Genomic DNA, 12,776 nt, shown 5'->3' with positions numbered 1-12,776 from the left:
CGATGTGACTAGATGCTATCCCGCGACTTCGTACAGTATTCAAATCATCGCGGGGGATGAGTAACCGGTCTGGACTCGTACGCCATCCAGCCACGCGGTGAGCTTGACGGCCTCGCTCTCCAAGGCCCGGCGCTCGGCCGGCGTGATGTCTTCGAGCAGGCGGACCTCGACCGCGCCGGTCTCGTCCTGCACCCAGCAGCCGACCACCCGGCCGTTCACCCAGGCGGTGGTGCCGGCGTTGCCGGTGCGGTCGAAGAGATGTTGGCGGTGCGGGCCCAGGTAGAAGTCGCGGCCCTTCCAGCCCATCACGGTGGGGTCCAGCACCGGCAGCAACGCCACCCACGGGCCGGGGTCGGGGACCTCGTCCAGGTCGTCGGGCAGGAGCCAGCCCGTCTCGCCGTGGTCCAGGGTGACCGCGACGGCGTCGAGCTCGGCCAGCGCCGAGCGCACGACCGCCTTGGTCGAGCCGAGCCACCAGACCAGGTCGTCCTCGGTGCCGGGGCCGAACGAGCGCAGCCAGCGGGCGATCAGCTCGCGGTAGCCGGCGGCGGGATCCCACGGCGGCGGCGCCTCGCCCAGCCAGTCGGCCATCCGGGTCCAGCGCGGGCGGGAGGTCGGCCACCGGCCGGTGTTGACGCCGCGGACGACGTCGGCGGTCAGCCCCAGGTGGTTGAGAACCCGGTACGCCGACCACAGCTCGCCGGGCGCGGCGCGGCGGATTTCTCCGGCGGGGAGGCCGCCAGGCTCGCCGGACAGGACCGCCAGCACCTCGGCGCGGGCATTGTCGAGCCAGGCGTCGCCGTCCGTCGTGAGGCCGGCCCTGACCACGTCGCGGGCTATGTGGGCGCGCTCGGTGGCGGCGACCCGGGCGGAGGCGCTGGGCCAGACGGCGGGCAGCAGATCGCGCGGGAAGACGAACAGCGTGCGCCGCATGGCCAGCTGCTTCACCAGAGTGCGGTCGGTATAGAGCGCCCGGTCGACGTCCGCGATCGCGAGCGACTCGGCGCGGGCGCGGCAGGTGAGATAGACGGTGGCGGGCTCGGTGGCGTGCAGGACGGTCAGGGCCCGCGTCACGGCCTCGGGGGTGGGCGCGCGGAAGGCGGGCGCCAGCGCGTGCCGCACGGCCAGGCGGGCGCGCCGCTCGTCGTCGGTCACGTGCCGCATCGCGCCATCCTGACACGGCACGTCCTACCCTGGGGCCGTGCCCGTCGAGCCTGCCGAACGCCTGAACCGCGTCGCCGTGCTCGTGCTCGAAGGGGCCAAACCGCTCGACGTCGGCATCCCGGCGCAGGTCTTCACAACCAGGGCGAGCATGCCGTACGAGGTGCGGGTGTGCGGCCCGGCGCCCGGCCTGGTCACCGGCGGCGACGGGTTGTCCTACCACGTGGCGGACGGGCTCGACGCGCTGAGCTGGGCCGACATCGTGTTCATCCCGGGGTACCGCTTCCCGGACCGGGAGGACCCGCCGCCGGTGGTCGTCGACAGGCTGCTGCGGGAGCACGCCCGGGGTGCCCGGCTCGCGGCGATCTCCACCGGCGCGTTCGCGCTGGCCGCCACCGGGTTGCTTGACGGCAAGCGGGCCACGACGCACTGGCACTACACGCGGGCGCTCGCCGCGAAGCATCCGCGCATCCGGGTGGACGAGAACGTGCTCTTCGTCGACGAGGGCAGCGTGCTCACCTCGGCGGGCGCGGCGTCGGGCATCGACCTGTGTCTGCACATCCTGCGCGGCGACCTCGGGGTGGCCGCGTCCAACCACGCGGCCCGGCGCCTGGTCGCGGCGCCGTATCGCAGCGGTGGCCAGGCCCAGTACGTGCCGCGCAGCGTCCCGGAGCCGCTCGGCGAACGGTTCGCCGCCACCCGGGAGTGGGCGCTGCGCCGGCTCGACAAGCCGCTCACGCTCGACGTGCTGGCCCGGCACGCCGCGGTGTCGCCGCGCACGTTCTCGCGCCGTTTCCTCGAGGACACCGGTTACACGCCGATGCAGTGGGTGCTGCGCGCCCGCATCGACCTGGCCCGCGAACTGCTGGAGCTCTCCGAGCGCGGCGTCGAGCAGATCGCCGGCGACGTGGGCCTGGGTACCGGATCCAACCTGCGGCTGCACTTCCAGCGCGTCCTGGGCACGACGCCGAGCCAGTACCGCCGCACCTTCGCGAGCGGTGGCTAGATCCTTGCGAACCGTGGCGTGCGTGCCGCTTTTTTGAAGAAAGGCGACAAGCGAGGCTGATGCCATGACTCGCATCGCCATCAACGGATTCGGTCGCATCGGGCGCAACGTCCTGCGCGCGCTGCTCGAACGCGACAGCAAACTCGACGTCGTCGCGGTCAACGATCTCACCGAGCCCGCCGCCTTGGCGCGGCTGCTCGCCTTCGACTCCACCGCGGGGCGGCTCGGCCGTCCGGTCACGGTCGACGGCGACACCATCGTCGTCGACGGCCGGCGCATCAAGGTGCTCGCCGAGCGCGATCCGGCAAACCTGCCGTGGGCTTCGCTCGAGGTGGACGTGGCGCTGGAGGCCACCGGCAAGTTCACCTCGGCCAAGGCGGCGCGCGCCCACCTCGACGCGGGCGCGAAGAAAGTCCTGGTGGGCGCGCCATCGGATGGCGCGGACGTCACCGTCGCCTACGGCGTCAACACCGGCGCGTACGACGCGAGCCGGCACACGATCATTTCCAACGCATCGTGTACGACCAACGCGCTCGCGCCGCTGGCCGCCGTCCTGGACGAGCTGGCCGGGATCGAGCACGGATTCATGACCACGGTGCACGCGTACACGCAGGAGCAGAACCTGCAGGACGGCCCGCACCGTGACGCCCGGCGCGCCCGCGCCGCGGCCGTGAACATCGTGCCCACCACGACCGGCGCGGCCAAGGCGATCGGCAAGGTGCTGCCCGGCCTCGACGGCAAGCTCGCCGGCGACTCGATCCGGGTGCCGGTGCCGGTCGGCTCGATCGTCGAGCTCAACACCACGGTGAGCCGCGAGGTCACCCGCGACGAGGTGCTGACCGCGTACCGGGTCGCGGCGGACGGGCCGCTGCGCGGCATCCTCGAATACTCGGAGGACGCGCTCGTGTCGTCGGACATCGTCGGCAACCCGGCGTCGTCCATCTTCGACTCGGCCCTCACCCGCGTCGACGGCCGGCACGTGAAGGTGGTCGCCTGGTACGACAACGAGTGGGGCTTCTCGCACCGCGTGATCGACACCCTGGAGCTGCTCGCCGGCCTGCGCTAGCCGCTCGTCACCGCGAAGACGTCCTTCCCGGGGATTCCGCATTCCCGCTGGGCCGTACGGCCGTGGTCGTTGATCGACGCGACCACGGCCAGCATGTCGGTGACCTCGGAGCCCGAACTGAGGCGCCCCAGTGCGGCGATGTCGGCGGCCAAGCCGCGCCCGGCATCCTTCAGGCCGGCATGGAACAGCAGCCGGCCGGTCCGGTTGTTCAACGCCGATGCCGCCTTCTTCAGGTCGGCGGAGGCCGGTCCACCACTCTCCGTGGAGGTGGAGACCAGCGCCTGCACGACACCGCAGGTCTGGCTCTTGGCCTGGTGGTCGATGGCCCACACGCCCGCGCCGGCGACCCCGGCCAGCGACGTTGCCGCGAGGAGGGCGACCCACAGGCCGGACCGCCGTTTCGGCGCCACCGGAGCCGGCTCGGGCTCCGTTGTCGGGGGCGGGGGCGGAGGCGCGGTCCGCCGGGCCCGCGCGGGCGGGCTCGCCCGGTGGGCCGGCCGTCGAGCGGGCGCGACCGGGTGCGGCGGGGCCGGCTCATCGCGGCCTGCCCTGGCGGGCTCCTGTCCGGGTGCCGGTGCGGGCGCCTGTTCGTAGACATGGGCGACGACTTTCACCGGGGCCGGCGGCGGGGGTGGCGGCTTGAGCCCGTACGTCTGCGTCAGGTCTTGCCTTCGGTTGTAGGCCGGAACGACCGCCTGCCCCATCGGGTGGCTCGGCGATGACGCGATGGCCTGCTGGCCGTTCTCGTACGCGGGCATCGGTCGTTGCGCTCCTGCGGGTCGATCGTCCGGGCCCACATCATCGGCAATCGCGGCCCCGGCGTGACAAGAATCAGGCAGCGGGTTCGGCCTGCACCTTGTCCCGGCGCCGGCGGCCCCAGGTGCGGGTCTCGTCGAGCACCAGCGCGTCGATGGCCGTGACCAGCGCGCGCTGACGTTCCGGGGTTCGCTCGGTCACCGGCAGCAGCCGGTATTGCGCCACCTCGGCGGAGGCCTTGGCCCGCGCTTCGGAGGCGGCCACCCAGTCGTCGTGCCAGGAGACGATCCGCCGCAGGCCCGCGAGAAAGGCGACCAGCGCCGCGGTGGTCGCGGTGATCCAGGCCGGCGCGCTCAGGGCGGCGAGCACGGTAGCGGCTCCGGCGAGGAACAGCGCCGCCGATTCGGACAGGACATATTTCGTACGGGTAGCGCGCATCTGCGACCGGTACCACTCCAGTTGCACCATGGCGTGCACGAGGGCCCGATCCGCGAGATCCTCCTCGGAGAGCCGGCTGTCAATCTCGATGAGCTGCTTGCGCTGCGCCTGCGTCACCGCCACAGTCTGCCGGGACGGTCAAGAAACCTGCGACGAGGACGACGCTTTCCGCCGATGCGAGCCGGCCCCGTTGGGCCGATTGATCAGCTCAACGTTCTGCAGGGTGGGCTCGTCCAACGGCACCCGGTAGCGATACGTGATCCCTTCGTCCCGCACCACGAAGTCGTCGGCGTCCGGCCGCCGCCACGTGAGGATCATTTGCCCGTACTTCTCGGCCAGCTTGACCAGCGCCGGAAAGTTGTCGACGTTCACCACCGGCTTCCCGGGCGGGCTCGGCATCGGCTCGACGTGCACGAGAAGCTGCGGATAGCGGTTCTCGATCTCGGCCCGGGTCCGCATCGGCATGCGCCGGCGGGCGGCCAGCAGCACCACGACCGCGATCGCGACCGCCCCGATCAGGGCAAGGATCGCGTTGGAGCGAGCCTGCGACGCGCTCATCAGCGAGACGCCGAAGATTCGCAGCTCACGTGGGACGACGGTTTGCGACACAGTGCCGCCGGCCTTGGTCTCCAGCTGAGTGTTTCCGGTCAGGGCCATCTGGAAGGGTGTGATGGCGATCTGCAGGGGAGCGCTCAAGCTCGACAGGCCTTTGGACTCCACCGTTGCGCCCAACGCGATGTTCACCGAGCCGTTCGGCGCTACACCGATGGCACGCGCCGCGTCGTCGGCCCGCCGCGCCAGGGCGGCGAAATCGAGGGTGATCGTCGAGTCGTAGGTGGGACCGGGAAAGGACTTCTTCTGCACCCACGTCTGGGTGGTGTGCCAGCCGGTCCCGTTGGTCAGCGTCGCCTGGAGGTTGAGAGTGCCGGCCGGGCCCTTGTACCGGGTGTGCAGGACCGCGCTGCTCGCGAGTTTCCGGAAGATCGGTTCGGGCGCGGTCACCGTGGTGCTGTCATAGGCCGCGGACTTCGGGACCTTCGTGGTGTAGGAGAAGGCGAGGGACTGCTCGGGCGTCGTCTCGCCGGCCTGCTTCTCGACGATCGGCTTCATCCACCCGAGGATTCCCAGGACCAGCGCGCAGACGGTCAGGGCGGTGGCGACCGCCGCGGCCACGCGGAGCACGGGCGGCAGACGTTCTACCGCCTTCAGAACCGCCGCGGCGGCTGCCCATGGACCTCCCTGGCGCGACATGGCCTTCACCTTTTTCTTGCGGCGGCCCCGGGGGATGTCCCGGCGCGTCCGCGCCGTGACTTCACCGCCGACGACGAGAAAGCTGAGCATTCCCAGCCCGCTCGGACCCAGCAGGGGCTTCAGCCAGATGCCGCCGTGGGGAACATGCAGAACGGCACGACCGATCATCTCCTCGGTCGTGGGGGTCAGCGGGTCGATCGACTCGTTGTTGTCCCCCTTGATGACGAATCCCGCGGCGCCGTCCCCGCTGATGATGCGATGCAGGACCCGCTGCCCGGGAACGTCTCCATGGTAGGCGACAATCTGTCCGACATGGTACGAATCGGCCTTCACGACGAAGACCAGGTCGCCCTCGTAGTAGACCGGGTTCATGCTGGTGCCGTGGGTCGCTACGTAGCTGATCCGCTCGGTCATGATCGCCCAAGCACCGATGGCCGCCATCCCGAGGATGGCGGCCACGATGTAGGTACGGATGGATCTCTGGATCGGTTCCCCCGGATACGCGCTGCTCTCTCGCTAGCGTCGCATTCCGAGTCGCCGGACGGAGCTGATTAGCTGTTGGTGACGTTCAGCTGGACGCCGGTGAGCCCGGTGTAGTAACCGATCGTCGAGTGCGGGCCGCTGGCCAGCGAGGGGACACAGTTGATCGTGGCCGGGTCGGCGTTCAGGAGGATCTTCGGCGCGGTAGCGCTGTAGGCCGGGGCGGCGCCGCCGGTGCACTTCCACTCGTCCGCGGTGCCCTGAAGGCCGCCACCGGACTGGCTCGGCGTCACCGTCAGGTAGGCCCCGTTGGCGTTGGCCACGACGACCTGGATCTGGGTCACCTGGTCGCCGGCGGTGTTGGTCGTGTAGTTGACGCCGGTGATGCTCGCGCCACCCGACACCGTCTGGGTCACCTGGCCGCCGACGTACTGGGCGGACGTGCCCGTGCCGCTGCCGGCGAACGAGACACCGGTACCGGTGAGGGCGGTCGTGCCGGCGGCGACGACGCCGGCGGCGGCGACGCCGCCGAGGAGCTGAAGCATGCTCATGCTGCGCATAGGATCTTTCCCCCTGTTTCCGTAGCCATCGGCCGGTCGGCCTGCGGCTGAGACCCGGCTCCGCCGGGCTCTTGCACTTGTTTCGGCGGGCTTCCCTGCCCGCCGCGGACAACTGATGAATCGGCCGTGGGGGTGGAACCGGTGAAGGTTTCCGGCGGCTTTTCTGGCAAATTCCTGTGGAGTCGCCACATGGGTTGCCCGGGGAGTGCTAGGGCACCGCGAGTCCCGGGTGGCCCACCCCGGACATCGGTGTACAGGGCGTCTGAGAGAGTTGCTCGGGTGGGCGAACGGGTACTCGAAGCGGACTGCGCGAGCTGTGTGGGGCTCTGTTGCGTGGCTCCGGCGTTCTCCAAATCGTCAGACTTTGCCATTGATAAAGCCGCGGGGAAGCCGTGTCCGAATTTGGGCGGTGACTTTCGTTGCACCATCCACCAGAAGCTCGAGGAGAAGGGCTTCCACGGGTGCGTGGTCTTCGACTGCTTCGGGGCGGGGCAGCGGATCACGCAGGAGACGTACGGCGGGAGCAAGGACTGGCACAGCGCGCCGGAGATGATGGGGCTGCTGCCGGTCGTGCGGCAACTGCACGAACTGATGTGGCTGGTCACCGAGGCGCTCAAGCTCGACCGTGCGCAACGCGTACGGGAAAAGCTGCTGGAGGCTCTCGCGGAGCTGGACCACCTCGCGGGCGGAACGCCCGATGAGTTGCGAGGCCTGGACGTGGACGCGGTGCGGAGGCGGGTCAACCCGCAGCTGCAGAAGGCCAGCCAGCTGGCGCGGGCGGGCACGAAAAGAGCCGACTACCGGGGTGCGAACCTGATCGGGCGGAAGATGCGCGGGGCCGACCTGCGTGGGGCGAGCTTTCGCGGTGCGCTGCTGATCGGGGCGGACCTGCGGGAGGCGGATCTCCGGCTGGCGGATCTCACCGGGGCGGACCTGCGCGGGACGGACCTGCGTGGGGCGAAGCTCACGGGTGTCCTCTTCCTCACCGCTTCACAACTGCGCGCAGCCGTCACCGATCTCTAGGATGTGGGCCATGCAGAGCGTGTCCGGCTGGGTGTGGCTGCTGACCGTGCTCGGGATCGTCGGTCTGCTGCTGTTCGACTTCTTCTTCCACGTCCGCAAGGCGCACATCCCGACCCTCGGCGAGGCCGCCCGGTGGACGGCGATCTACGTGTCGATCGCGCTGCTCTTCGGGCTGGGCGTGACGATCTTCGCGGGCGGGCAGACCGGGGCGGAGTTCTTCGCCGGCTACGTCACCGAGGAGGCGTTGTCGGTCGACAACCTCTTCGTGTTCCTCCTGCTGCTCGGCAGCTTCAAGGTGCCCCGCGCCGACCAGCAGAAGGTGCTGCTCGTGGGCATCGCCGTGTCGCTGGTGGCGCGGACGGCGTTCATCTTCCTCGGCGCCGCGCTGATCAACTCGTTCGCCTGGGTGTTCTACATCTTCGGGCTGATCCTGCTGGTCACGGCGGGGAACCTGCTCCGGCAGGAGGGCAACGACGAAGAGGCGCCCGACAACATCATCATCCGGCTGGCCCGGCGCGTGCTGAGGACATCTGACACGTACGACGGGGACAAGCTGGTCACCTACCAGAACGGCAAACGGGTCCTGACTCCGATGCTGCTGGTCATGGTGGCGATCGGCGGCACCGACATCCTGTTCGCGCTGGACAGCATCCCGGCCATCTTCGGACTCACCCAGAACGTGTACATCGTGTTCACGGCGACCGCGTTCTCGCTGCTGGGGCTGCGCCAGCTGTACTTCCTCATCGACGGGCTGCTGGACCGGCTGGTGTACCTGTCGTACGGGCTGGCGGCGATCCTCGCGCTGATCGGCGTGAAGCTGATCCTGCACGCCATGCACGAGAACAACGTGCCGTTCATCAACGACGGCGAGCCGATCCACGCCGCCGAGATCTCCACCGGGCTGTCGCTCGCGATCATCGTGAGCATCCTGCTGATCACGGTGGTGGTGTCGCTGCTGAGCCCGAAGGGGCGGGCGCAGACGTACGTGGCGACGGCGCGGCGGCACGCGACGGAGTTCCTCGACATCGAGACCGACCCCGCCTACTGCGACGAGATCTTCCACAAGCTGCTGGTCGAGGAGGCGCGGCTCAAGGGCTTGCCGGAGAAGTACCGGGCGCGGATCCGGGCCGAGGAGGAGCTGATGGGGCTGCTCCGGCGGGCGCACGAGCTGCATGACGAGCGGGTGGCGCTGGGGCGGTGCTACCAGCCGGCGGGCGCGGGCGCGTCGCCGTCGGGGGCCCCTGGGGAGTAAGGCCGCCGGCCTTGCGGTGCGGCGGGCGGCCGGGGCTGCCAGGCCGAGGCCGGCACACGGGGTCAGAGCTGGCGGGTTGCCGAGCCCATCTCGTCGTCGGCGGGGCGGCGTGGGGCCACGCCATGGGATCGGCCCGAGTTGCCGCTGAAGCGGGCCGCGCGGCGGGACTGCTCGGCGCGGTCGGCCGGGTTGTCGGGGCCGCCCAGCAGGGACGAGAGGTTGGTCATCTCGGTGTGCTGGGGGTCGAAGCTGGTTCCGCCGGCCATCAGGCTGGCTACCCGGGCGGCCAGGTCGGCGGCGCGGGCCTCCAGGTCGGGGGTGCCGCGCAGGGTGGCCTCGTCGGCGGGGCGGGCCGGGCGGGAGCGGGCGAGCTCGTCGAAGCCGGGGCGCAGCACCTGCGGCGGAGTGACCCCGAACTCGGCGCGACCGGCCATCGGCCAGCTCGGCGAGGGCGACTGGTCGGCGGCTTGGTGCTGCGGTCCCTGAGGCGGAGCCGACTGGTGCAGGCCGGGCTGGTGCTGCGCTGACTGGTGCTGGGCCTGCTGATGCTGGCCAGGCTCCTGGTGCTGGCTGGATGGGTGCTGACGCTGCGATTCGGCCGGCTGGGGTGCGGCGTAGGCGGTGCTCGACGGCCACTCCTGCTGCGGGGCGTAGCCGTAGGCGGGTGCGCCGGACTGTGGCGCGTAGGCGGCCAGGTCGGGCTGCGCCATGTAGGCGGGCGGGCCGGACTGCGGTGCGTAAGCGGGTGCGCCCGACTGCGGGGCGTAGGCCGATGCCTCAGGCTGCGGGGCGTAGGCCGACCCCTCGGGCTGCGGCGAATAGGCCGACGCGCCCGACGGCGGGGCGTACCCCGACACCGCCGAAGCGGGGACCGAGCCCGACGCGGGCGCGGACGGGAAGTAGGGCTGCAGGAAAGGCTCTTCCTCGTACGGCTGCGGCTCGACGACCGGGGCCGCGCCGAGCAGGGAGACGGTCTGGCCCTCGCCGCCCTGGTAGTTGTTGAACTCGGGGCCGATCACCAGGCGGGACAGCATGCGGGCCTGAGGCGCGGGGATGCCGAGGCCGGCGGCGTGCTCGACGCGGTAGCGCGCGATCGCCTGCCGTAACACGTTGGCCATGCGGTCGGCGTCACCGACGGTGGCCAGGTCGCCACCGGCGAAGACCAGCGCGGGAAACGTGCCGCCGGGGCCGGCGCAGACCAGCTGGATCTGCGTGACCGTGGCCGAGCGGCCGGTGTCGCGGTTGCCGGGCTGCACGCGCAGGTGCTGCGGGAACGGCCAGAGCAGCTCGCCGGTGGCGCCGGTGGTGACGTCGCGGTAGACGACCCGGTCCTCGGTGACGACGACCTCGGTCTCCTCGGGCAGGGTCCAGCGGGGGAGGGAGCTGGGCTCCTCGAACGCGTACTCGGCGACGGCGCAGCGGCCCGTCCAGAGCACACGCGAACCGGCCGCGTCGCCGGCGGATGCGCCGGGCGCGGCCAGGAAGTACTTCTCGGTCATGCGCCTTCCCCCCAGTCGGCGGCCACGCGTCGGACGCGGCTGACACTGATTACAACCGGGCGACATGGGGCCGGACAAGTCACCGGCCATGAATCACACCGGATTTCCTGACGGCAACACGACAGGGCCGGTTCAGGTCAACCTTTGGCTGATCCGTCGATACTTACGGTTACCAAACAGGCCGGCCGGGGGAGGTGGTGACGCCACGGCAACACTGTCCGTGACGGGCGCTACGCCGCCGGAAAAGCGGTCGAGGTCGGTCTCGACCCGGCCGGGGAACCAGTCGCCGGCCGCCCGCCGGGTCAGCTCGGCCACCGGCGGCGGGGTGCGGCCGGCGATCACGACGAGGTTGCCGAAGCGGCGGCCGCGCAGCACGGCGGCGTCGGCCACGAGGCAGGCCTCGGGCAGCGCGGCCCGGATCGTGGCGACCTGGGCGCGGGCGAAGCGCAGCGGCGGGCCGTCCGCGACGTTGGCGATCAGCCATCCGGCGGGGGCGAGGACCCGGGCCGCCTCCCGGGCGAACTCGACCGAGGCGAGGTGGGCGGGGGTGCGGGCGCCGGCGAAGACGTCGAGGATCACCACGTCGTACCCGCCGTCGCGCATGCCCTCCAGCGCGGCGCGCGCATCCGCCACCCGTACGCGGACATTGGCCTTGGACCCTAATGGCAGCTCGCGGCGAACCATCTCGACGAGGAGACCGTCGATCTCCACCACGCGCTGCGGCGACTCGGGGCGGGTCGCGGCGATGTAGCGCGGCAGAGTGAGCCCGCCGCCGCCCAGGTGCAGCACGCGCAACGGCGCGCCGGCCGGCGCGATCAGGTCGATCGCCGCGGCCATCCGCCGGATGTACTCGAACTCGAGGTGGGTGGGGTCGTCGAGATCGACGTAGGACTGCGGCGCGCCGTCGAGCATCAGGCTGTACGCGGCGGACCGGTCGGGATCGGGGATGAGCTCGGCGACCCCGGAGGCGACCGTCTCGACCAGTCGTCCCTGCCCTCTGCGCTGTGCCACCCGACAACTATCCCAGGTCGGGTACAAAGTCCCTGTCTCGGACGTCCGTTGGCCCGGGATGCTGGCGACATGGAGACGACGAGGGCGGAAGGACACCGCGGCGCCGGGCTGATGCTCGCCCTGGCGACCGCGGGCTTCGCTGTCAACTTCTGGGCGTGGGCGCTGCTCAGCCCGCTTGCGGCCCGGTTCGCCACCGCGCTGCACCTGAGCTCGTTCCAGCAGGCGCTGCTGGTGGCGGTCCCGGTGGTGGTGGGCTCGGTGGGCCGCATCCCGGTGGGTGCGCTGACCGACAAGTACGGCGGCCGCATCATGTTCCCGCTGGTCTCGCTGGTGACCATCATCCCGGTGCTCTACCTGGGACTGTTCGGTCACGACTCGCTCACCGGCCTGCTGATCGGCGGCTTCTTCCTGGGCATCGGCGGCACCACCTTCGCGATCGGCGTGCCGTACGTGAACGCCTGGTTCCCGCCCGAGCGCCGGGGCACCGCGGTCGGCCTGTTCGGCGCCGGCATGGGCGGCACGGCGATCAGCGCCCTCACCACGGTGAGGCTGGTCGACGCGGGCAGCCTCGCGACCCCGTTCGTGATCACGGCGATCGTCCTGGCCGTCTACGCCGTCGTCTCATACCTGGTGATGCGGGACGCGCCGAACCGCCCGGTCCCGACCGCCCCGCTCGCCTCCCGGCTGGCCGCCACGCTCAAGCTGCGGATCACCTGGCAGGCGTCGGCCCTGTACGCGGTCGCGTTCGGCGGCTACGTGGCGTTCTCGGTCTACCTGCCGTCCTACCTCAAGACCGCGTACGGGCTGACCCAGGCCGACGCCGCGAACCGGATGGCCGGCTTCGTGCTGCTCGCCGTCGTGATGCGCCCGGTCGGCGGCTGGCTGTCCGACAAGGTCGCCCCGGCCCGGGTGCTCGCCGTCGCGCTGTCGGTGGTGATCGCCGGCGCGCTGGTGCAGGCGTTCACCCCGCCGCTGGCCCCGCTCGGCACGATCGCGTTCCTCGCCATGGCGGCCGCTCTGGGCGCCGGAAGCGGCGCCACCTTCGCCCTGGTGGCGACCCTCGCTCCGGCCAACCAGGTGGGGTCGGTGACCGGCGTGGTCGGCGCCGCCGGCGGCCTCGGGGGCTTTGTGCCGCCCTTGGTGATGGGCGTGATCTACGGCCAATTCGCCAACTATGCACTGGGACTGGTCCTGCTGGCCGTCGTCGCTCTCGCGGCGCTGCTGCTGGACGTCTTCTCCGTGTCCCGATCCAGAGTCGCTGCTGTCTGAGGAG

The 12,776-nt window shown here is 71.1% G+C and carries 12 protein-coding genes; 5 read left to right on the top strand and 7 right to left on the bottom strand.

Annotation, left to right across the window (positions count from 1 at the left end; translation table 11 throughout):
- Positions 1–39 precede the first annotated feature (39 nt).
- Entirely contained in the window at positions 40–1,164 is a 1,125-nt protein-coding gene (locus ACQPZX_RS44885) for a winged helix DNA-binding domain-containing protein (RefSeq protein ID WP_433370116.1), read from the bottom strand.
- A gap of 37 nt (positions 1,165–1,201) precedes the next feature.
- Between ACQPZX_RS44885 and ACQPZX_RS44880 the strand changes: the two genes are divergently transcribed.
- Together ACQPZX_RS44880 and gap are read left to right on the top strand one after the other, a co-directional pair.
- A complete protein-coding gene (locus tag ACQPZX_RS44880) occupies positions 1,202–2,167 on the top strand; it encodes a GlxA family transcriptional regulator (RefSeq protein ID WP_433370113.1) in 966 nt (321 codons plus the stop codon).
- 64 nt (positions 2,168–2,231) lie between these two features.
- Positions 2,232–3,233: a type I glyceraldehyde-3-phosphate dehydrogenase gene (gap, locus tag ACQPZX_RS44875; RefSeq protein ID WP_433370110.1), complete on the top strand. Its 1,002-nt coding sequence runs from the start codon at positions 2,232–2,234 to the stop codon at positions 3,231–3,233.
- Here the strand turns inward: gap and ACQPZX_RS44870 are convergent.
- The 4 genes from ACQPZX_RS44870 to ACQPZX_RS44855 form a co-directional block, all read right to left on the bottom strand.
- Complete coding sequence (locus tag ACQPZX_RS44870) at positions 3,230–3,643, bottom strand: hypothetical protein (protein ID WP_433370107.1); 414 nt, start codon at positions 3,641–3,643, stop codon at positions 3,230–3,232. The genes gap and ACQPZX_RS44870 overlap by 4 nt on opposite strands.
- 421 nt (positions 3,644–4,064) lie before the next feature.
- Entirely contained in the window at positions 4,065–4,544 is a 480-nt protein-coding gene (locus tag ACQPZX_RS44865) for an SLATT domain-containing protein (protein ID WP_433370104.1), read from the bottom strand.
- Positions 4,545–4,565: 21 nt separating this feature from the next.
- The gene (locus ACQPZX_RS44860; RefSeq protein ID WP_433370102.1) at positions 4,566–6,092 is read right to left on the bottom strand and encodes a DUF5305 family protein; all 1,527 of its coding nucleotides are present in this window, start codon (positions 6,090–6,092) and stop codon (positions 4,566–4,568) included.
- Positions 6,093–6,229: 137 nt separating this feature from the next.
- On the bottom strand, positions 6,230–6,709 hold the full coding sequence (locus tag ACQPZX_RS44855) for a hypothetical protein (protein WP_433370099.1): 480 nt from the start codon (positions 6,707–6,709) through the stop codon (positions 6,230–6,232).
- Between the two features lie 411 nt (positions 6,710–7,120).
- Between ACQPZX_RS44855 and ACQPZX_RS44850 the strand changes: the two genes are divergently transcribed.
- Complete coding sequence (locus ACQPZX_RS44850; RefSeq protein WP_433370096.1) at positions 7,121–7,741, top strand: pentapeptide repeat-containing protein; 621 nt, start codon at positions 7,121–7,123, stop codon at positions 7,739–7,741.
- Positions 7,742–7,751: 10 nt separating this feature from the next.
- Positions 7,752–8,993 (top strand): TerC family protein, encoded by a 1,242-nt coding sequence (locus ACQPZX_RS44845; RefSeq protein ID WP_433370093.1) that lies wholly within the window; start codon positions 7,752–7,754, stop codon positions 8,991–8,993.
- A 62-nt stretch (positions 8,994–9,055) separates the two neighbouring features.
- Here ACQPZX_RS44845 and ACQPZX_RS44840 read toward each other — a convergent pair whose 3' ends face one another.
- Together ACQPZX_RS44840 and ACQPZX_RS44835 are read right to left on the bottom strand one after the other, a co-directional pair.
- On the bottom strand, positions 9,056–10,492 hold the full coding sequence (locus ACQPZX_RS44840; protein ID WP_433370090.1) for a hypothetical protein: 1,437 nt from the start codon (positions 10,490–10,492) through the stop codon (positions 9,056–9,058).
- Positions 10,493–10,624: 132 nt separating this feature from the next.
- On the bottom strand, positions 10,625–11,503 hold the full coding sequence (locus ACQPZX_RS44835; protein ID WP_433370087.1) for a spermidine synthase: 879 nt from the start codon (positions 11,501–11,503) through the stop codon (positions 10,625–10,627).
- Between the two features lie 69 nt (positions 11,504–11,572).
- On the opposite strand from ACQPZX_RS44835, the gene ACQPZX_RS44830 reads away from it, so the two are divergent.
- The gene (locus tag ACQPZX_RS44830; RefSeq protein ID WP_433370085.1) at positions 11,573–12,772 is read left to right on the top strand and encodes an MFS transporter; all 1,200 of its coding nucleotides are present in this window, start codon (positions 11,573–11,575) and stop codon (positions 12,770–12,772) included.
- The last annotated feature ends 4 nt before the right edge of the window (positions 12,773–12,776 follow it).

Origin of the sequence: Actinoplanes sp. CA-142083 (genome assembly GCF_050942195.1) — a bacterium.
Taxonomy (GTDB): Bacteria; Actinomycetota; Actinomycetes; order Mycobacteriales; family Micromonosporaceae; genus Actinoplanes.
This window is presented reverse-complemented; position numbering and strand designations above follow the sequence as displayed.